The sequence below is a fragment of the Peptacetobacter hiranonis genome, from assembly GCF_008151785.1.
GTDB classification, from domain to species: Bacteria; Bacillota; Clostridia; order Peptostreptococcales; family Peptostreptococcaceae; genus Peptacetobacter; species Peptacetobacter hiranonis.
This window is the reverse complement of sequence record NZ_CP036523.1, coordinates 1,798,297-1,818,412: the sequence shown is the minus strand read 5'-3', so window position 1 is coordinate 1,818,412 and position 20,116 is coordinate 1,798,297. Positions and strand designations below refer to the sequence as shown.

The 20,116-nt window shown below is 29.8% G+C and carries 20 protein-coding genes; 19 read left to right on the top strand and 1 reads right to left on the bottom strand.

What is annotated here, in order from left to right; all coding sequences use genetic code 11:
- Positions 1-49 precede the first annotated feature (49 nt).
- From KGNDJEFE_RS08575 to KGNDJEFE_RS08495, 17 genes are all read left to right on the top strand, one after another.
- Entirely contained in the window at positions 50-1,252 is a 1,203-nt protein-coding gene (locus KGNDJEFE_RS08575) for a hypothetical protein (RefSeq protein WP_006439113.1), read from the top strand.
- A gap of 285 nt (positions 1,253-1,537) precedes the next feature.
- Positions 1,538-2,203: an N-acetylmannosamine-6-phosphate 2-epimerase gene (locus KGNDJEFE_RS08570; RefSeq protein WP_006439114.1), complete on the top strand. Its 666-nt coding sequence runs from the start codon at positions 1,538-1,540 to the stop codon at positions 2,201-2,203.
- Between the two features lie 151 nt (positions 2,204-2,354).
- A complete protein-coding gene (locus tag KGNDJEFE_RS08565; protein ID WP_040410204.1) occupies positions 2,355-3,236 on the top strand; it encodes an N-acetylneuraminate lyase in 882 nt (293 codons plus the stop codon).
- Between the two features lie 56 nt (positions 3,237-3,292).
- Positions 3,293-4,792 carry a sodium:solute symporter family protein gene (locus tag KGNDJEFE_RS08560; RefSeq protein ID WP_006439116.1) on the top strand — a complete coding sequence of 500 codons (1,500 nt, stop codon included), beginning with the start codon at positions 3,293-3,295 and terminating at the stop codon, positions 4,790-4,792.
- Positions 4,793-4,905: 113 nt separating this feature from the next.
- Positions 4,906-5,364: a NanQ anomerase/TabA/YiaL family protein gene (locus KGNDJEFE_RS08555; RefSeq protein WP_006439117.1), complete on the top strand. Its 459-nt coding sequence runs from the start codon at positions 4,906-4,908 to the stop codon at positions 5,362-5,364.
- A gap of 126 nt (positions 5,365-5,490) precedes the next feature.
- Positions 5,491-6,390, top strand: a complete 900-nt coding sequence (locus KGNDJEFE_RS08550) for an ROK family protein (protein WP_006439118.1) — start codon at positions 5,491-5,493, stop codon at positions 6,388-6,390.
- A complete protein-coding gene (locus KGNDJEFE_RS08545) occupies positions 6,391-7,236 on the top strand; it encodes a MurR/RpiR family transcriptional regulator (protein ID WP_006439119.1) in 846 nt (281 codons plus the stop codon).
- A gap of 96 nt (positions 7,237-7,332) precedes the next feature.
- A complete protein-coding gene (locus tag KGNDJEFE_RS08540) occupies positions 7,333-8,592 on the top strand; it encodes an IS91 family transposase (RefSeq protein WP_170239660.1) in 1,260 nt (419 codons plus the stop codon).
- Between the two features lie 87 nt (positions 8,593-8,679).
- The gene (locus KGNDJEFE_RS08535) at positions 8,680-8,907 is read left to right on the top strand and encodes a hypothetical protein (RefSeq protein WP_118549764.1); all 228 of its coding nucleotides are present in this window, start codon (positions 8,680-8,682) and stop codon (positions 8,905-8,907) included.
- Positions 8,908-9,127: 220 nt separating this feature from the next.
- Entirely contained in the window at positions 9,128-10,012 is an 885-nt protein-coding gene (locus KGNDJEFE_RS08530) for an alpha/beta hydrolase (protein ID WP_040410205.1), read from the top strand.
- 32 nt (positions 10,013-10,044) lie between these two features.
- The gene (locus KGNDJEFE_RS08525; RefSeq protein ID WP_006439121.1) at positions 10,045-10,797 is read left to right on the top strand and encodes a copper homeostasis protein CutC; all 753 of its coding nucleotides are present in this window, start codon (positions 10,045-10,047) and stop codon (positions 10,795-10,797) included.
- A gap of 185 nt (positions 10,798-10,982) precedes the next feature.
- Positions 10,983-12,479 carry a glycerol kinase GlpK gene (gene glpK, locus KGNDJEFE_RS08520; RefSeq protein WP_006439122.1) on the top strand — a complete coding sequence of 499 codons (1,497 nt, stop codon included), beginning with the start codon at positions 10,983-10,985 and terminating at the stop codon, positions 12,477-12,479.
- Between the two features lie 44 nt (positions 12,480-12,523).
- Positions 12,524-13,321, top strand: a complete 798-nt coding sequence (locus tag KGNDJEFE_RS08515) for an ABC transporter ATP-binding protein (protein WP_040410206.1) — start codon at positions 12,524-12,526, stop codon at positions 13,319-13,321.
- Positions 13,311-15,248: an ABC transporter permease subunit/CPBP intramembrane protease gene (locus KGNDJEFE_RS08510; protein ID WP_006439124.1), complete on the top strand. Its 1,938-nt coding sequence runs from the start codon at positions 13,311-13,313 to the stop codon at positions 15,246-15,248. Before KGNDJEFE_RS08515 ends, KGNDJEFE_RS08510 begins: the two co-directional genes overlap by 11 nt.
- Before the next feature lie 152 nt (positions 15,249-15,400).
- Positions 15,401-15,766 carry a GntR family transcriptional regulator gene (locus KGNDJEFE_RS08505; RefSeq protein WP_006439125.1) on the top strand — a complete coding sequence of 122 codons (366 nt, stop codon included), beginning with the start codon at positions 15,401-15,403 and terminating at the stop codon, positions 15,764-15,766.
- A 2-nt stretch (positions 15,767-15,768) separates the two neighbouring features.
- Positions 15,769-16,470: an ABC transporter ATP-binding protein gene (locus tag KGNDJEFE_RS08500; protein WP_006439126.1), complete on the top strand. Its 702-nt coding sequence runs from the start codon at positions 15,769-15,771 to the stop codon at positions 16,468-16,470.
- Entirely contained in the window at positions 16,464-17,252 is a 789-nt protein-coding gene (locus KGNDJEFE_RS08495) for a hypothetical protein (protein WP_006439127.1), read from the top strand. The genes KGNDJEFE_RS08500 and KGNDJEFE_RS08495 overlap by 7 nt, the downstream gene beginning before the upstream one ends.
- Positions 17,253-17,427: 175 nt before the next feature.
- Here the strand turns inward: KGNDJEFE_RS08495 and KGNDJEFE_RS08490 are convergent, their stop codons facing one another.
- Positions 17,428-18,399: a tRNA modification radical SAM protein MnmL/YtqA gene (locus KGNDJEFE_RS08490; protein ID WP_006439128.1), complete on the bottom strand. Its 972-nt coding sequence runs from the start codon at positions 18,397-18,399 to the stop codon at positions 17,428-17,430.
- Positions 18,400-18,589: 190 nt separating this feature from the next.
- On the opposite strand from KGNDJEFE_RS08490, the gene KGNDJEFE_RS08485 reads away from it, so the two are divergent.
- Entirely contained in the window at positions 18,590-19,255 is a 666-nt protein-coding gene (locus KGNDJEFE_RS08485) for a Dph6-related ATP pyrophosphatase (protein ID WP_006439129.1), read from the top strand.
- A 42-nt stretch (positions 19,256-19,297) separates the two neighbouring features.
- The gene (locus KGNDJEFE_RS08480) at positions 19,298-20,110 is read left to right on the top strand and encodes a MerR family transcriptional regulator (RefSeq protein WP_006439130.1); all 813 of its coding nucleotides are present in this window, start codon (positions 19,298-19,300) and stop codon (positions 20,108-20,110) included.
- Positions 20,111-20,116 lie beyond the last annotated feature (6 nt).

The window sequence follows — 20,116 nt, the reverse complement described above, 5'->3', positions numbered from 1 at the left end:
GTTTTGTATTGTATTATATTTCTATAAAATGAAATAGGAGTGGATACGGATGAGCACAAATTTTGAATTTAAAAAACCTAATTTTGATAATATAAAAGAGAATATGAGTGGGCTGAAGGATAAAATAAACTTAAAAAGAGAAGGAAATCAGCCATTAAAGGTTGCAGGAATAGCTTTTGTTATACTTCTTATTGTTTCTATAATAGCAAGTTCTGTGCGGAGACAGTTTTTAGGCGGTATAGGAAATGTTAATATGTTTAGTATACTTTTAGGATTAAATCTTATTGGAGTTAGAATAAGAAGTAATGGAATGATGATGTTCTCTTCATCTACAATAAATATAGGAGTAATAGTTCTATTATTGATACCTATTTTAGCTTTAGTAGTTGCAAATTTATTTATATATAGAAGAAAAATAGAATCTATTGATAGATGTATTATTGAAGCGCTAAAAGTAGGTTTTGTATATGGTCTATTATTAGCTATAACATCAATGTTTAGTACAACAAGAATAAATCTTGGAATGGGAAATATATTTGGGTTCGGAAATAATTATATAGCTATAGGTTATAAATTCTTCCCAGCATTTGGAAACGGATTTTTAATAGCATTTTTAACATCTGTTATTTTAAATTATAGAAAAGAATTCCATGGAGAGTACTACACAACAGATATAGTATCAGATGCAGTTAGAGAGTTTTTTAAATTATCTTTAATAATTTTAGTTATAACAGCTATAGTAGTATTTACAAAGAATTCTACATTATATGATTTTGGACTTTCTGAGTATTCTAAAGGTGGTGCTGTAGTAGCGTATATTATGCAAATGACAGCATATTTAGTTACAATAGCTACAGGCGGCATAGTACATGTCGGTGACTCTTCATCTGTATCTATATTTAGTATATTTAACAGTGCTACATTTACAGATACAAAACTACTTATACGGATTATATTCTGTGTATTTGCTATAGCTATGATTTTTGTTGGAGCAAATATATATAGAAATTATAGATTTGAAAATAGAAAAACAGTTCTACATTTCAGTATAGCATTTGGATTTTTAGTTGGTTTAGGGGCTAAGTTTAGTGCTATTTCAATATCAGGATCAATGATGCAGAATATGTCATCTATGGATTTGACAGTTAGAGCTGGAACATTTACTACATTTGTTATATCTATCTTATTCACTGTAGTATTTACAGAAATAGGATATAGGGTAGCACCTCATTTAGATGATTTATTCAAGTAAAAATAATGTTATAAAATTATAAATGAAAATTTATTTCTATAATAAAATGAAAATTATTTTATATAATCACTGCAAAAAATGAAAATTGCAGTGATTTTTTTGCTTAATTATCAAAAATAACTACAAAAGTCAGTTAAAAGATGTATAAAAGAAATTTTATTTCAAAATTTGAATAAATTTATGAAAATATATTGCGCAAAATGAAAATGCGTGGTAGAATTTAATTGTTGAAAACGATATTAGAAAAATAAAAATTGAAATAAACTTTCAAAAGGAGGTAGATTGATGCTAGATTTAGTAAAAGGAAAATTAATAGTATCATGTCAGGCATTACCAGATGAACCACTTCATAGCTCATTCATAATGGGAAGAATGGCAAATGCAGCAAAAGAAGGTGGAGCAGCTGGTATAAGAGCACAGGGTGTTGAAGATATAAAAGAAATAAAAAGAGTAACAGGACTTCCTGTTATAGGAATAATAAAAAGAAATTACGATGATTCAGAAATATATATAACACCTACAAAAAAAGAAATAGACGAGCTTCTAACAACAGGATGTGAAATGATAGCTCTTGATTGTACAGATAGAAAAAGACCAGGAGATGAAAATCTTGCTGAGTTAATAAAATATATAAAAGAAAATAATGTACTAGTTATGGCAGATATATCTACTTATGAAGAAGCTATGGAAGCTGAAAAATTAGGTGTAGATTGTGTTTCTACAACACTTGCAGGATACACATCTTACTCAGTAAATAAAGTAGGACCTGATTTTGAATTAATAGATAGACTTGTTAGCGACTTAAAAGTACCAGTTATAGCAGAAGGGAAAATAAATACTCCTGAAGATTTAAAAGAAGTATATGCACACAATGTATTTTCTGCGGTAGTTGGTTCAGCTATAACAAGACCACAGTTAATAACAGCTAAATTTGCAAATGCAATAAAATAGTAGCAAGAGTAAGTCATTACTTACTCTTTGGTTTGAAAATAAAGAATATTGCGACGTTTAGGAAAACGTTAATTAAAAAATGTAACTTTCATCCGTAAAGGATGCGTAAATAAAAAATAAAATAAATTATAAAAATTTGGAGGATTGGAAAATGAAAACAACAGATATGAAAGGTATTTATTCAGCATTATTAGTTTCTTTTGATGAAAATGGAAACGTAAACGAACAGGGGACAAGAGAAATAATAAGACACAATATAGATAAAATGAAAGTTGATGGATTATATGTTGGTGGAAGTACAGGAGAAAACTTCATGCTTTCAACTGATGAAAAGAAAAGAATATTTGAAATAGCTAAAGATGAAGCTAAAGACGAAATAAAATTAATAGCTCAGGTTGGTTCAGTAAACTTAAAAGAAGCTGTAGAACTTGCAAAATTCACAACAGATTTAGGATACGATGCAATAAGTGCAGTTACACCATTCTACTATAAATTCGATTTTGAAGAAATAAAACACTACTATAACACAATAATAAACTCAGTAGATAACAGATTAATAATATACTCAATACCATTCTTAACAGGTGTAAACATGAGTTTAGATCAGTTCGCAGAATTATTCGAAAATGAAAAAATAATAGGTGTTAAATTCACTGCAGCAGACTTCTACTTATTAGAAAGAATGAGAAAAGCATTCCCTAATAAATTAATATTTGCTGGATTCGACGAAATGATGTTACCAGCTACAGTTTTAGGAGTAGATGGAGCTATAGGTTCTACTTTCAATGTAAACGGTGTTAGAGCTAGACAGATATTTGAACTTGCTCAGGCTGGAAAAATAGAAGAAGCTAGAGAAATACAGCATGTAACAAATGATTTAATAACAGATATATTAGATAACGGATTATATCACACAATAAAAGCTATGTTAGAAGAAGAAGGAGTACACGCTGGTCTTTGTAGAGAACCAATGAAAAAAACAACTCCAGAAATGGCAGCAAGAGCTAAAGAAATACACAAAAAATATTTTTAATAAATAAGTAATAAATAGGGATAGATTATATATAAGTCAATGGAGGATTATAAATAATGGTAGGATTTACGATGATCGATTTAGTCGTATTAGTAGTTTATCTACTAGCGGTTTTATTCGCTGGACTTTTCTTCTCGAAAAAGGAGATGAAAGGAAAGGAATTCTTTAAAGGTGATGGTACTATACCATGGTGGGTTACATCAGTTTCAATATTCGCGACTTTACTAAGTCCAATATCATTCCTTTCGCTAGCAGGAAACTCATACGCAGGAAGCTGGATTTTATGGTTTGCTCAGTTAGGTATGTTTATAGCAATACCTTTAACTATAAGATACTTCCTTCCTTTATACAGTAGGTTAGAAATAGATACAGCTTATCAGTATCTTGAAATGAGATATGAAAGCAAAGGTCTTAGAATATTAGGTGCTCTAATGTTCATAATATATCAGATAGGACGTATGTCAATAATAATGTACCTTCCATCTGTAGTACTTTCAACATTAACAGGTATAAATGTAAATGTTCTTATAGTAGTAATGGGTATAATAGCAATAATATACTCTTACACTGGTGGTTTAAAAGCCGTTTTATGGACAGATTTCATACAGGGAATGGTTCTTATAATAGGTGTAAGTGGTGCGTTAATATACATGATAAGCCAGATAAACGGTGGATTTGGAGAAGTAATGAGTACTCTTACAACAGGAAATAAATTCTTATTACCTGATGAAAAATTATTCGATCCAAACTTCTTACACACAAGTGCATTTATAATATTCTTTGGTGCTGGTCTTAATACATTATCATCTTATGTATCAAGTCAGGATGTTGTTCAGAGATTTACAACTACAACAGATATAAAACAGTTAAATAAAATGACTTATGGAAACGGAATACTTTCAATGGGATTAGCAACAATATTCTATTTAATAGGAACTTGCTTATTCGTATTCTACGGACAGAATCCAGAACTTGCTCAGACTGTTCAGCAGGACCAGATATTTGCATCATATATAGCTTATGAATTACCAGTAGGTGTAACTGGAATACTTTTAGCAGCAATATATGCAGCATCTCAGTCAACTTTATCAACTGGATTAAACTCAGTTGCAACAAGTTGGGTTCTAGATATACAGGCTCTATTATCTAAAGAAGAAATTCCAATGGAAAGACAGACTAAAATAGCACAGTATGTATCATTAGGAGTAGGAATATTTGCAATAATAGTAGCAATAGTACTTGCTAGTGGAAATATAAAATCAGCTTATGAATGGTTCAATAGTTTCATGGGACTTGTTCTAGGAGTTTTAGCTGGAGTATTTATACTTGGAGCATTCTCTAAAAAAGCAGATAGCAAAGGTGCTTATGCAGGATTTATAGCATCAGCAATAGTAGTAGTATACTTAAAATACTTTGTACCAGAAGTTACTTACTGGGCATACTCTTTAATAACAATAGCTATATGTGTAGTTGTTGGTTTAATAGTAAGTAAATTCACTAACAAAGATGGAAAAGAAGCAAAATCAGAAACAACTGTATTCTACGGTAAAAACTAATTATATAAAATTGCAACCAACCAAAGTGCTTATATAATTTAAATTATATCATCTAACAATTTAGAGTAATCGCAATTGCGGTTACTCTAAAAAATTATACGGAGGAAAGTAAAATGATCTTTGGAAATATAAACTATGATAAAACAAATTCAGTTTTACCAGAAGATATAAAAAAATGCTTTGAATATGCAAAGGAAAACAATCTTTTAGATTTTGAAAAAGGATCTCATGTAATAGATGGAGATGATTTCTTTGTAAATATAGTTGGATACGATACAACTGTAAAAGAAGAAAGATTCTGGGAAGCTCATAGAAAATATATAGATGTACACATAATGTTAAGTGGAGAAGAAAGAATAGCTCTTAACTTCATAGAAAACTTAGAACAGAAAGAATTCCAGGAAGAAGGAGATTTTCTTCCATTAGAAGGAGATGCAGTTAATTCAGAAGTAGTACTTAGAAGTGGAGACTTTTTAGTATGCTATCCTGAAGATGCACACATGACAGCGCTAAAAGCTGGTGAAGAAAAAAGCTCAATAAAAAAAGCGATTTTCAAAGTTATAATAAAATAGTTGAATATAAAGATAATTAAGGAGGCTATTTTATAATTAGCCTCTTTTTTGCGTAAAAGCGCTAAACTTGAAGAAAAATAAATAATATGTTAATATATTAAAGATTTATAAATCGGAGGAATCAAAATGAGTAAATATGTTTGTATAGATATCGGCGGAACTTCTATAAAATACGGATTAGCTAATGAATTAGGAGAAATATTAGATAGACAGGAAATGGACACTGAAGCTCTTGAAAAAGGTGGACCTGGAATTCTTGAAAAATCTAAAAATATAAGTAGAAAATATATAGAAGAAAATGATGATATAAAAGGTATATGTGTATCTACAGCAGGTATGGTAGATCCAGAAGAAGGAAAAATCGTCTACGCTATAGAAAGTATAATACCAGGATATACAGGACTTGAATTTAAGAAAGAAATAGAAAAAGAATTTAATATACCTTGTGAAGTTGAAAATGATGTAAACTGTGCAGGACTTGGAGAAGCATGGTTAGGATCAGGAAAAGGAAGTAAAACATCTGTATGTATGACTATAGGAACAGGTATAGGAGGAGCAGTAATAATAGATGGTAAAATACACAATGGTTGCTGCAATAGTGCCGGAGAAATAGGACATACAATAATAGAAGGAAATTCATTCCAGGATTTAGCTTCAACTTCTAGCCTTGTAAAAAAGGTAGCAAGATTAAAAAATATGGACTATAAAGATTTAAATGGTAAAATAATATTTGAAGAGGCAAAAGCTGGAGATGAGATATGCGTATTATCTTTAAAAGAAATGATAAGAGTTTTAGCTTTAGGTATTTCTAATGTAGCATACCTTGTAAATCCAGATACTGTAATTCTAGGTGGAGGAATAATGGCTCAGGAAGAGTACATAAGACCAATTTTAGATGAAGAATTAAAGAAAATATTAGTTGAAAGAGTTTATGAGAATACAAGAATAGAATTTGCATATATGAAAAATAGTGCAGGTATGATAGGAGCTCTACGCAACTTTTTAAATAAACATGCGGAGGAATAAATGAGTATATTAAAACAGCTTGAAGAACCAAATTTTAAAGCAACGAAATCTGATAAAGTATTAATCGAGTATATAAAGGAAAATATCGAGGATGTTTTTTATAAGTCAATATCTCAGATAGCTAAGGAAAGTGGAATAGGAGAGGCTACTATAACTAGATTTTCTAAGAAAATGGGATATAGTGGACTACAAGATTTTAAGGTTACATTAGCTCGGGAAATATCAGGATTAAAAAATAGAAAAATTATAAATAGAAGTATAGAAAATGATGAAGGCGTTATGGAAAGTGCCAGAAAATTATTTAATTCTAATATAAGAATATTAGAAAATACTTTTAATATAATAGATGGAAATGATATCGAAAAGGCTACAGATATGATTATAAATGCCAAGAAAGTTTTCTTTATAGGTATAGGATATTCTGGTATGACTGCGGAGGATTCTAACTACAAGTTTTCTAGAATAGGGTTTAACTGTATGTCACTTGATAGTAGCCACAATATGATTATGATGGCATCACTTATGGATGAAGATGATGTTATTGTAGCTATTTCTCATTCTGGAGAAACAGACGAGATTATAAAGACAGTTAATATTGCAAAGGCAAATGGAGCGAGTGTTATTTCTGTTACAGAGGACAAGAGTTCTAGGCTGAGAGATATTTCAGATGTTAATTTAGGGTATTTTTCTGGAGAGAGTATACTTGAGACAGGTTCGATTTCTTCAAAGCTGGCACAGTTCTTTATTATAGATCTTGTGTATACTCAGGTTGTTAAAGAGAAGTCTGCTGAGGTTGTTGAGAGAAAGATTAAGACTACTGATGCGATAAAATTGTATAATGAGTAAAAAATTGCTTTCTATTATCTATTGGTAGGAAGCTTTTTTATTCCTAAGGAAATTATAATAATTTAAAACTGTGGAAAACTTATGTACAATAGTAATATGAATGTATTGAAAAAACAAAAAGATGAAAAAATCATTAAGAAAATATTAAAAAATCACTTTGAAGAATTCAAACTAAAATATTGGAATAAAGTTAGAAGAGAAATGAGGGATCAGATAGAAAATACTGTAATAAAGGCTTTAAATTGTGGAAATATAGAAAAAGGATATATAAAACATAAATGTATAGACTGTGGAGAGGAGTATATTCAAGGGTTCACTTGTAAAAGTAAGTTTTGCACAAAGTGTGGAAGAAAATATTCTATGGAATGGGCAGAAAAACAGGTAGAAAATATTCTTGATGTTTCTCATAGACATGCAGTTTTCACAATTCCAGAGGAGTTAAGAGTCTATTTCTACAGAAAGCGAGAGCTTTTAAAAGATTTACAAGATGCTACATATAAGGTATTAGATAGTTTTCATAAAAAGAAAACAAAGGGAGATTATGAATTAGGGGTAATTGCTGTAGTACACACTTTTGGTGGAGATTTAAAATGGAATCCTCACATACATGCCTTATACACCGAAGGTGGAATAGATAGAAATAATAAGTGGTTTAAAAAATTAGATTTCATACCGTATACATATATGAAAAAAGTATGGCGAAAGTTGGTACTAGATATAATAAAAAACAACTTTAGAGATAGAAAAACTAGAAATTTGATAAATAAGTTATATAAGAAAGAATTCTATGTAAATGCAGAAAGACGTTTAACTAATATAAAACAGGCAACTCAATATATAGGTAGATATTTGGCTAGACCAGCTATCGCTGAGTATAGAATAATTAATTACGATGGGAAAAATGTAACTTACTGGTATGAAAACAAAAAACCTAAGGGAAAAAGAGAAATAACTGTAAATGTATTAGAATTTATAGGTAAAATAACCCAACATATTCACCCGAAGGGTTTTAGAGTTGCAAGAAGATACGGTCTATATTCAAGAGTAAAAAATAAATTAAGCATAGAAATATTGAAATTATATAATTTTATGAGACACAGAAATATATCTAAGCTGATAAAAAAGAAGAATACAGTAAAGAAAAATTTTAAAGATAGATTGATAGAATCATTTGGAGTAAATCCTTATATTTGTAAAAAGTGTGGAAAAGACATGATTCTATGGGAAATATGGCATTATAAATATGGATTAATATATAATGTACTAGATAAATCAAATTATAAAAGAATAATCTACGAAGAAATTATAGAAAAAGAAATTTCTTTGAATACAACAACACAAAAAGAATTATTTTAAAAGTCTATTAAATAGGCTAGCTTTGCTATACTCAAATATAAATAATAGTGTATAATTAGTGTAATTAAAATTATTAGGAGAAATAGTATGCTAAAAGAATTAGAAGAAATGAGTAAAGGACAAAAGTTATACAATTATGAATGTAAGTCTTGTGGATTTGAAAAAGGAGTACCAGAATTTATATTAGAAGAACTAAGACAAGATGCATTCTTTTCATTGGGAGCGATAGCTTCGCTAAATGAAAAAAATATGCCAGAATTAATTTGTCCTAATTGTGGAGCTAAATTTGAATACAAAAAAACTGACGACCGTTAGGTGTCAGTTAAAGGTACTGTCACAAGAACACCTTTTAAAGGTGTTCTGTGGCAGTATTTTTTATTTTGAAAAAATTATTTTAAATGTACAAGATGACTTTATTTTATATTATTCTTTAGAACGGTATGTGTATTTAATATGAAAAAAATCAATAATATTGAAAAAAAAACAACATTAAGTTAAACTATAATAATGAACACGAAAAATGGAGGAAAAAGTTATGCATAGCGATAAAAGCTCAAAAATCAGAAGAAAAAAGAACAATGAAAAAAAATATGATACTTTTAGCTTGACTATGGAACTAAATAGACCTTTAATAACTGAAGAAGAATTACAAAAACAAAACGAAGAAAAAGAGAGACAGAAAAAAAGAAAATTAAATAAAAAAATATTTAAAATAGTAATAGCTGTAGTTATTATAGCTCTTGTGAGCTCATTAGCATGGCTTCTAAATGCCTACGAACCACAAGACATAGCTAGAGAAAATTTAGTTTCTAGTAGTGAGGTAAAAGTAGTTGAAGGGGATATAACAGAATTTATACCAAAAGATGTAATATCTCATACTGGTGTTATAATTTACCCAGGAGCAAGGGTTGATGTTAAAGCATATGCACCACTTGCTAATAGATTAGCCCAAAATGGATACAAAGTATTTGCTGTAGATATGCCGTTTAATATGGCAATATTCTCATCTCATAAGGCAGATAAAGTAATTGAGGAAAATAAAGACATTGAAAATTGGGTTATAGTAGGACATTCTTTAGGTGGAACTATGGCGACAAATGCATTGGAAGCAAATAATAAAATAAAGGGAATTGTTTATCTGGCATCTTATCCATCAGGGGATAAAATAAAAGAAACAGGAGCAGAAGTATTATCCATCTGGGGTAGTAAAGATGGTGTTATAAATTTTGAAAATCTTATAAAAGCAAGAGAAGATCTTCCAAAAGATACTGAGTATGTAGAAATAGAAGGTGGTAATCATTCTGCATTTGGAGATTATGGACTTCAAAAAGGAGATACAAAGTCTATAATACCTGAAAATAAACAACTAGATATAACTGTAGAAAGTATCTGTAATTTTATAGGCGATAAAATAAATTAAAATATAATATTATAAATAATCAGGAGGAAATCATGAAGGATTTTGTACTAGAATGTTGTGTGGATTCAGTAGAATCAGCTTTAGAAGCTGATAAAGGTGGGGCAGATAGAATAGAGCTTGCTGCTAACTTAATAATAGGAGGTACTTCACCAAGTATAGCATTATACAATGAAATAAGAAGACAGTCAGATATAAAAATATTTGCACTGTTAAGACCAAGATTTGGAGATTTCCATTACACAGAAAATGAATTTAAAATATTAAAAGAAGAAGTTGCCATGTTTAGAGATGCTGGGGCAGATGGTGTAGTTGTTGGATGCTTAAATGTAGACGGAACATTAGATGTAGAAAAAATGGAAGAATTAGTTAAAGAAGCTGGAGATATGCATGTAACATTACATAGAGCTTTTGATATGACAAAAGATCCATTTGAAACATTAGAACAGGCTAAAAAATTAGGAATAAAAACAATACTTACATCAGGGCATAAAAATAATGCTTTAGATGGAAAAGATTTAATAAAAGAATTAGTAGAAAAAGCAGGAGATGACATAGAAATATTAGTAGGAAGTGGAGTTAATGCTAATGTTATAAAAGAATTCTTAGCAGATACAAATGCTACTTCATTCCATATGTCTGGAAAAGTTACTTTAGATAGCAAAATGGAATATAGAAAAGAAGGCGTAAGTATGGGACTTCCTATGATGAGTGAATATGAAATATGTCAGACTAGTGCAGAAAAAATAAGAGAAGCTAGAGAAGTATTAGACAACGCAAGAAAATAATTATCTTAAAAAAATAATTGAAATTTATAATCCGTAGATTTAAAATCTGCGGATTTTTTTGTATTTAATTAAAAAAAGTTGTATTGTATTAACACAGCTACTATAAAAATGGTTATAATATTTAATATAACGAATTACGTTTTCAAAGTAAATTTTCATAACGAAATTGTTGGAGGAGATTAATAATGGAAAAGAAATATATAATGGCACTTGACCGGGGAACTACTAGTTCAAGATGTATAATATTTGATAAAGATGGAAACATAATAAAAATTGCGCAGAAAGAGTTTGAACAGATATATCCAAAACCAGGTTGGGTAGAACACGATGCTATGGAAATTTGGGGATCACAGAGTGGCGTTATGAGAGAGGCTGTAGACACTGCAGGGATAAACCCAGAAGAAATAGCTGCTATAGGAATAACAAACCAGAGAGAAACTACTGTAGTATGGGATAAAAAAACTGGTAAACCTATATATAATGCAATAGTTTGGCAGTGTAGAAGAACTTCAGAAATATGTGACCAGCTAAAAGAAAAAGGTCTAACTGAATGTATAAGAGAAAAAACAGGACTTATTATAGACGCTTATTTCTCTGCAACAAAAGTAAAATGGATACTAGACAATGTAGAAGGTGCTAGAGAAAGAGCTGAAAAAGGAGAATTACTTTTTGGAACTATAGATACTTGGTTAATATGGAAATTAACAGGTGGAAGAGTACATGTAACAGATTATTCAAATGCATCAAGAACTATGATGTATAATATAAATACATTAGAATGGGATAAAGATATATTAAAAGAATTAGACATACCAGAAGTAATGCTTCCTGAAGTCAAAGAATCTAGTTGCATATACGGATATACAAATTCAGGACTATTTGCAGATACAAGAATTCCAATAGCAGGATGTGCTGGAGATCAGCAGTCGGCTTTATTTGGTCAGAACTGTTTTGAAGAAGGAACAGCAAAAAATACTTATGGAACAGGATGTTTCCTATTAATGAATACAGGTGAAAAGCCTGTTAAATCAGAAAATGGACTTTTAACAACTATTTCTTGGGGAGTAGATGGAAAAGTAGAGTACGCACTAGAAGGAAGTATATTTATGGGAGGTGCATCTATTCAGTGGCTTAGAGATGAGCTTAGAATGATAAAGAGTGCAGCTGACAGTGAAAAATATGCTATGAGAGTAGAAAATACTAATGGAGTATATGTAGTGCCTGCATTTACTGGTCTTGGAGCACCATATTGGGATATGTATGCTAGAGGAACAATTGTTGGACTTACTAGAGGTGCTAAAAAAGAGCATTTAATAAGAGCTACTTTAGAGTCAATAGCTTATCAGACAAAAGATGTACTTGAAGCTATGCAAAACGACGCTGGTATAGAGTTAAAATCATTAAAAGTGGATGGAGGAGCTAGCAATAACAACTTCTTAATGCAGTTCCAGTCAGATATACTAAATGTAAAAATAGATAGACCTAAAATAGTTGAAACTACAGCTCTAGGAGCAGCTTATTTAGCAGGTCTTGCAGTTGGATTCTTCAAGAGCAAAGAAGATATAAAGAAAAGATGGATTTGTGATAGAGAATTTGAACCTAAGATGAGTGAAGATATTAGAGAAAAATCTTACAAAGATTGGAAAAGAGCCGTAGAAAGATCTCTTGCCTGGGAAGAATAAACAAAATAGATATCTAATTCTATTTGACTCAAATGGAGGAAAATATGATAGAAGTTACAGAACTATGTAAAGTATTTACAAGAATTACTAGTGATGGAGAGAAAAAAAGATTTGGCAAAAAGGTAAAGGTCAAGGAAGAAGAATTTCTTGCTGTAGACCATATATCTTTTAAAGCTGAAAAAGGGGAAATAGTGGGGATACTTGGACCAAATGGAGCAGGAAAAACGACACTTTTGAGAATGTTAGCTGGGATTTTAACTCCTACATCTGGTAGCGTTGAAATTTGCGGATATAACTACGAAGAAGAAAAGAATCTTGCAAAAAGGGAAATAGGCTATTTATCAGGGAATACTAGATTATATGGAAGATTTTCCCCGAGAGAAATAATGACTATATTTGGTAAAATGTACGAAATGGATGAAAAAAGTATAAAAAAATCCATAGAAAGAATATCAGAAATATTAAGTATGGACGAATTTATAGATAATAGAATAGAAAATTTATCAACAGGTCAGACTCAGAGAACCTCTATTGCTAGATGTCTTATACATTCACCAAACGTATATATATTTGACGAGCCAACTCTAGGCTTGGATATTTTGAGCAGTAGAGCAATAATAGATTTCATGTTACGTGAAAAGCAAAATGGAAAAACTGTTTTATACTCTACTCATTATATGAAAGAGGCTGAAACTTTATGCGATAGAATAATTCTTATATACGAAGGAAAAATTATTGCTGAAGGTAAGCCAGCAGACCTTATGAGAGAAACAAACTCAAAATCTTTAAGACAGGTGTTCATAAAACTAGCGGATAAAGAGGTGGGTTTGAATGAGGATTAAGATAATAAAAGAGATTTTTAAAAAAGAAATTTTGGATATAGTAAGGGATAGAAAAAGTATATTTATGATGATTGTTGTGCCTATACTTTTATATCCAATAATAATGGTACTATTGATGGGGATAATGAACTCATCGATAAATAAAATGGCATCGGAAACTATAACACTAGGACTATCTTCATCTCCAAATACAGAATTTGTAGAAATTGTAGATAATGAAAATTCAATTAGAGAAAAAGAAGATAAACTAGGAAATATAGAAATAAAAACAAACATAAAAGATTATAAAAGAGAATTGGAAAAAGGTGAAATTGATGCCTATATAGACAATTCTATAAAGGATAATGACTACAAAGTCATAATAAATTCAGCATCAGATGAATCAGGAATAAAGGCAGATGCTATATTTGATGTAATGAATAAATATAAAAGAAAAATGTCTGAAAGAGAGATAGAAAAACATGGATTAAATTCTAAGCAGATACTAGAGCCTATAAAATATGAAAAAGTAGATATAACAAATAGTGCTAAAAAAGCGGGAATGTTATTAGGTCAGGTAATACCATTTATACTTATAATAGGTGTGCTATTTGGATCTATTTACCCTGCTATAGATGTAATGGCAGGTGAAAAAGAAAGAGGAACTCTTGAAACATTGTTCTCACTTCCAATATCTAATATGGAGCTTGTAATAGGAAAATATATGGCTGTGTCTGCAAGTGCTATCTTGACGTCTTTATTGAACATAATTTCTATGAGCTGCACGTTGGGATACTTTATGAAAGCTGAATCTATATACAACCCATCTATGATGCATATAAATTATTCTGTATTAGGTGGTGCTGTACTTATAACCATAGTCAGCGTTATTTTGTTTGCTCAGGTTGTATCAGCTCTTGCTATGTGTGTTTGTTCATTTGCTAAGACATTTAAAGAGGCGCAGAACTATATAACGCCACTTATGCTTGTAATAATGGTACCAGCATATATTTCAATGATACCAAATATTTCTCTTAGCAGAATAACTGCAACAATACCAGTTGTAAATATTTCACTTCTAATAAAAAGTGTAATATCATTGAGAGCAAATATGAAAATGGTGAGCTTAGTACTTATTGTAAATCTAATATTTGTACTAATTTCTCTAGTACTACTTTCAAAAATATTCAATTCTGAGGATATTTTATTTGGTGAAAAGAGAAACTTTAAGCTAATACAGAGTAGAAGCAGTATAAAAGAGGGAAGTATGCCAGGAATTAGCGACGGATTTATGGTATATGTATTGGCATTTATAAGCTTAATATACGTATCTCCTATACTAAATATGAAGCTTGGAATAATGGGGAATACTATAAATCAGTTCATTATGGCTATGATACCAGTATTAGTTGCAATATACATAAAGGCGGACTTCAAAAAATTATTTAGCATAAAAAAAATCAAACTAAAAGATATAATAAGAGCAGCATTAACTTGGTTTGTAGGAAGTTTAATAATGTCAATATTTGTGATGATATTATTAAAATTATTCCCAGATCAAATGAAGGTATCTGAGCAGTTAAATGAGATTATAAAATCTAGTGGAGGATTATTCACTCAGATAATATTATTTGCATTGGTACCTGCAATATGCGAAGAAACATTGTTTAGAGGATTTATATTATCTGCATTTAGAGATAAAAAAACTTTTGGACAGAAAAATGAAAAATATATTATGTTTGCTATTGTAGGAAGTGGTATATTATTCGGTATAATGCACTTAGACTTTATTAGAATAATACCGACTTCTATACTGGGAATGGTAATGGCATACAATGTATATAAATCAAAATCAATATTTACATCAGTTGGAATACACTTTTTCAACAATTTACTATCAGTTTTATCAGTAAACTTTGGAGTACAAGCAATGCTTCTCCTTACATAGACGTAAAGCAGAGATTATCAGGTTTTAACTTGATAATCTCTTTTATTTTTTGAAATTATTTATAAAAAAATCAAAAAAAGATTGCAATGTAGATTGTACTATAGTATTATTGTATTAACAACTTAATACAATAATAAAAAGGAGGGAAAGTTATGAGCTGGGAATTCGATAATAGCAAGCCTATCTATATTCAACTAGTTGACACTCTAAAGATGAAGATTGTATCCGGAGAGTTTCAACCTGGGTCAAAAATGCTAACAGTTAGAGCTTTAGCTGCAGAAGCTGAAGTAAATCCAAATACAATGCAGAGAGCATTATCTGAGTTAGAGAGGGAGGAGCTTATGTATAGTCAAAGAACAAAAGGCAGATTTGTAACTGATGATATAGATAAAATAAATAAAATGAAAAAAGATATGGCAAATGAAAGAATAGATGGTTTAAAGGAATTTCTTGTACAGCTAGGATATAGCCCGGATGAGATAATCTCTCTAATAGCCGAGAATGTGAAAGGAGAATAATTATGGAAAATACTATAATAAAATTAGATAACGTCGTTAAAAGATACGGCAAAAAAGAAGCATTAAAAGGTATAAACCTTGAAATTCCAAAAGGTAAGATAGTAGGGTTACTTGGACCAAATGGAAGTGGAAAGAGTACAATGATAAAGTTATTAAATGGACTACTACAGCCAGATGAAGGTACTATAGAAATAGCAGGTATGAAACCTTCTATAGAAACTAAGAAAATAGTATCTTACTTACCTGAAAGAACTTATTTAAGTGAATGGATGAAGATGAAAGACCTTTTAAAATTCTTCAGTGATTTTTATGAAGACTTCGACTTAGAAAAAGCTGAGGAAATGATAGAAGCATTAAATATAAATGTAGATGAAAAGATAAAAGATATGTCAAAAGGTACTAAGGAAAAGGTACAGTTAATATTAGTGATGTCTAGAAATGCTGATGTTTACATACTAGATGAACCAATAGGTGGTGTTGACCCTGCTGCAAGATCATTTATTATGAGAACAATACTTCAGAATTTCTCTGAAGAGAGTACACTTATAATAGCAACACATTTAATAAGTGAAATAGAAAATATATGTGATGAGATAATATTCTTATCATACGGAGAAATAAAACTACAGGGTAATGTAGATGAAATAAGAGAAGAAAAAGGTAAATCAATAGATGCCTTATTTAGGGAGGAATTTAGATGTTAGGTAAACTTATAAAATATGAATTCAAAGCTACAATGAGAAGCTTCTTAGCGATATATGCGAGTTTAATACTTACTGGTGTATTAATAGGAATATTTATGCTTGCAAATGTAGATGTAGGCATGAGTTTAGGTATGTTAATAATGGTAGCTTTAATGATTACACTTGGTGTTTTAACAATAACTGTTATTATAAAAAGATTTAGCAAAAACTTACTTGGCGATGAAGGTTATTTGATGATGACACTTCCTGTAAGTGCAAAGAAAATAGTAGCATCTAAAATAATAACATCTGTTGTTTATTTAATTTTAAGTACTATAGTAGTATTTTTAGTATTTGTTGTAATAATGCTTCCTTCTGGTATGGCTACAATGAAAGAATTTATACGGTCTATGGGAAATGTTTGGAACTACATGGTTATGAATTTACTAAGTGCTAGAGATATAATATTAAATATGATAATAACATTTATGTTAGGTATAGTAGATTATATATCTTTCATATTAGTGATATACACTTCATTATCAATAGGACAGTTAAAACCATTTAACAAACACAGAACTCCGGTTGCGATAATAGCATTTTTCATAATAAATATGATAGTATCAGTTATAAGTGATGGACTTTCAAATCTATTAGAAAGTATGAATATACTAACAGCTCCACAGAGTATGTCAATGTTAAGTGCATCATCAATATATACATTAGTATTCTATGGTGTAGTTTCTGTAGTATTATTTATGATAACTTCTTACATACTTGAAAAGAAATTAAATCTTGAATAAAAAATTCATAGGTTAATATATCTTGAGGTTGAAAACATAGACAAACTACTCTCCAGGCGATCAAGTGCATTGTCGAGTGAGTTTTGTCTATGTTTTTCAACTCTGATAAGATAATTATTATCCGTATGAAAAATTAATTCAAATGGCTATTTTAAATTGATAAATTTTGATATTTTTATTTGCAATCTTTAAATATATCGTAATCAGGTTTTACATATTTACTTCCCTGAAAAGTTCCTCTTCTTTTCATTTCATCGTCAATCCGGTTAAGAACTTCCCATTTTTTTAGACTCCAAAGAGGTGCTAGAAGTTCATCTCTTTTACCATCTCCAGTAAGTCTGTGGATAACCATTTCTTCTGGTAAAATTTCAAGCTGATCACAAACTAAATTTATATACTCTTCTTGTTCCATAGGAGTTATCTTTCCGTTATTTAAGAAATCCCGTAGAGGAGTATCTTTTATTATATGAAGAAGGTGGATTTTTATACCATCAGCACCCATATCTGCAACTGCTTTTGCTGTCTGCATCATCATTTCTTTATCTTCGCCAGGAAGTCCATTTATTATATGTACTACAGTTTTTATGTTTCTATCTTTTAATTTTTTAAAACCATCTAAGAAATCTTGATATGTGTGTCCTCTGTTTATTATGTCAGATGTTTCATCGTGTATAGTCTGAAGTCCAAGTTCTACCCAAAGATTAGTTCTTTCGTTTAATTCAGCTAGATAATCCACAACATCATCAGGTAAACAGTCAGGTCTAGTAGATATTGAAAGACCTATAACATCTTCAAATCCTAAAACAGTTTCATATCTTTCTTTTAATACTTCTAACGGAGCATAAGTATTTGTAAATGCCTGGAAGTAGCCTATATATTTTGCATTAGGCCATTTTTTTAGCATCATAGCTTTTATTTCATCAAACTGTTTTCTTAAATTATCGTTTGGATTACCTGCAAAATCTCCAGATCCCTCTCTACTACAGTATATACATCCACCATATCCTAAAGTCCCATCTACATTAGGACAAGTAAATCCAGCATTTAGAGAAACTTTAAAAATTTTTTCTCCAAAAGTCTGTCTTAAATAGTAGTTCCATGTATGGTATCTTTTATTTTTATCAAAAGCGTATTTGAATTTTTCCATTATAAATTCCTTTCTAAAATTTTTTATTTATTAGTTTTTAATAGTATATTTTCAAAATTTATATAATCAATAATAACATATATCGAGGTACAAATGAAGTTGTTAGTATTGAGATTGATATTATATAATTGAATAATAAGGAATTTTAACAGATAAAATAAGCAATGTACAAAATAAGGAGATTTTATATATGGAAAAGTTTGTTACTTCATTTAGCGGGGGAAAAGACTGTACTTTAGCAATGTATTTAATAAAGGAAAGAGGATTTATTCCGGATTCAATAATTATAACAGTAAAGGAAACGGATTCTTGGACTCATGGGATAAATTTAAAAATTATAGAAGAATATGAAAATGTACTTGGATTAAAAGTATATCCGGTATTTTGTAGAATGGATAATTATGAGGAAGAATTTGAAAATACATTAAGAAGAATAAAAAAAGAAAGAGGAGTAAATATCTGTGTGTTTGGAGATATAGACATAGAGCAGCATTTAAATTGGAATAAGACAAGATGTGAAAATGCAGATATGAAAGCCATTATGCCATTAGAAAAAATAAATAGAGAAGAAGCTGTATCAAAATTTATAGATTCTGGATTTAAAGCGATTATAAAAAAAGTGAATTTAAATTATTTAGATAAGAGTTTTTTAGGAAGAGAATTAAATAAAGAAACTATTGAGGATATCAAAAGATATTCTGAGGGAAAAAATATAGAAATAGATTTATGTGGTGAAAATGGAGAATACCACACAGTCGTAGTCGATGGACCTTTATTTAATAAAAAAATAAATTATAATTTAGGAGAAATAAAAGAGGAATATCAAACTGCAATAATAGAAGTAAATATAGTTTAAGATATGGAAATTTAGACGAAAATATTATATGAGGAGGAAAATATGAAGGATTACTATAAAATAGGAGAGATTTCGAAAATATACGGATTCAGCAAGGATTCTCTTATGTACTATGAGGATTTAGGGATTTTAAAACCAGACAGAGATACTAATGGATATAGGATGTATAGCATACAGGATTTATATCGTTTAAATCTCATAAAAGAGCTTAGAACACTTGGATTCTCTATGAAAAAGATAAAAGAATATCTTGAAAATAGAAATTTAAGAACTACAGAAGGAATTTTAAATGAGGAGCTTATTTTGACGGAAACTAAGATCAAAGAGTTAAACTCTCAGAGAAGTAATATCATAAATAGACTAAGTGCTATAGCTGAATCTAAAGAAATAACAAATTTTGAAAACATAGAATTAAAATATATAGAAAAGAGAAAAGCTATAGAATTAAATGCAAATATAACTAGAGATGAGGAGTTTGACTTCTGCGTGCAGAGGCTTCAAAACGAGTATGAGGGAAGATTTGATATTTTAGGAAATAATAATATAGGATCGTTTTTCTCAGAAGAAGCTTTAAAAAAAGGTTTAAATAATGTATTTAAATCAGTATTTTGTCTAATAGATGACGATGAAGAAACTTATAACATAACTCTTGAAGAAGGATACTATGTAACATTTACTTATAAAGGCGATTATATATACAATCACGAGCATTTAAAAAAACTAGAAGAATATATAAAAGAAAACAATTTAGAAGCAGTTGGTGGGCCTCTGGAAATATATAAAATTGATATACATGAAACGGGAAATCCAGAAGAATTTGTTACAGAAATACAAATTCCTGTTAAAAAAATATAGAAAATT

Excerpts from the sequence above, each read along its gene's own strand:
- KGNDJEFE_RS08500 (WP_006439126.1), top strand. The coding sequence starts at position 15,769 with ATGGAAAATACTATAATAAAATTAGATAACGTCGTTAAAAGATACGGC.
- KGNDJEFE_RS08560 (WP_006439116.1), top strand. The coding sequence starts at position 3,293 with ATGGTAGGATTTACGATGATCGATTTAGTCGTATTAGTAGTTTATCTA.
- KGNDJEFE_RS08480 (WP_006439130.1), top strand. The coding sequence starts at position 19,298 with ATGAAGGATTACTATAAAATAGGAGAGATTTCGAAAATATACGGATTC.
- glpK (WP_006439122.1), top strand. The coding sequence starts at position 10,983 with ATGGAAAAGAAATATATAATGGCACTTGACCGGGGAACTACTAGTTCA.
- KGNDJEFE_RS08570 (WP_006439114.1), top strand. The coding sequence starts at position 1,538 with ATGCTAGATTTAGTAAAAGGAAAATTAATAGTATCATGTCAGGCATTA.
- KGNDJEFE_RS08485 (WP_006439129.1), top strand. The coding sequence starts at position 18,590 with ATGGAAAAGTTTGTTACTTCATTTAGCGGGGGAAAAGACTGTACTTTA.
- KGNDJEFE_RS08565 (WP_040410204.1), top strand. The coding sequence starts at position 2,355 with ATGAAAACAACAGATATGAAAGGTATTTATTCAGCATTATTAGTTTCT.
- KGNDJEFE_RS08515 (WP_040410206.1), top strand. The coding sequence starts at position 12,524 with ATGATAGAAGTTACAGAACTATGTAAAGTATTTACAAGAATTACTAGT.
- KGNDJEFE_RS08540 (WP_170239660.1), top strand. The coding sequence starts at position 7,333 with ATGAATGTATTGAAAAAACAAAAAGATGAAAAAATCATTAAGAAAATA.
- KGNDJEFE_RS08495 (WP_006439127.1), top strand. The coding sequence starts at position 16,464 with ATGTTAGGTAAACTTATAAAATATGAATTCAAAGCTACAATGAGAAGC.
- KGNDJEFE_RS08490 (WP_006439128.1), bottom strand. The coding sequence starts at position 18,399 with ATGGAAAAATTCAAATACGCTTTTGATAAAAATAAAAGATACCATACA.
- KGNDJEFE_RS08545 (WP_006439119.1), top strand. The coding sequence starts at position 6,391 with ATGAGTATATTAAAACAGCTTGAAGAACCAAATTTTAAAGCAACGAAA.
- KGNDJEFE_RS08575 (WP_006439113.1), top strand. The coding sequence starts at position 50 with ATGAGCACAAATTTTGAATTTAAAAAACCTAATTTTGATAATATAAAA.
- KGNDJEFE_RS08525 (WP_006439121.1), top strand. The coding sequence starts at position 10,045 with ATGAAGGATTTTGTACTAGAATGTTGTGTGGATTCAGTAGAATCAGCT.
- KGNDJEFE_RS08510 (WP_006439124.1), top strand. The coding sequence starts at position 13,311 with ATGAGGATTAAGATAATAAAAGAGATTTTTAAAAAAGAAATTTTGGAT.
- KGNDJEFE_RS08550 (WP_006439118.1), top strand. The coding sequence starts at position 5,491 with ATGAGTAAATATGTTTGTATAGATATCGGCGGAACTTCTATAAAATAC.
- KGNDJEFE_RS08530 (WP_040410205.1), top strand. The coding sequence starts at position 9,128 with ATGCATAGCGATAAAAGCTCAAAAATCAGAAGAAAAAAGAACAATGAA.
- KGNDJEFE_RS08505 (WP_006439125.1), top strand. The coding sequence starts at position 15,401 with ATGAGCTGGGAATTCGATAATAGCAAGCCTATCTATATTCAACTAGTT.
- KGNDJEFE_RS08555 (WP_006439117.1), top strand. The coding sequence starts at position 4,906 with ATGATCTTTGGAAATATAAACTATGATAAAACAAATTCAGTTTTACCA.
- KGNDJEFE_RS08535 (WP_118549764.1), top strand. The coding sequence starts at position 8,680 with ATGCTAAAAGAATTAGAAGAAATGAGTAAAGGACAAAAGTTATACAAT.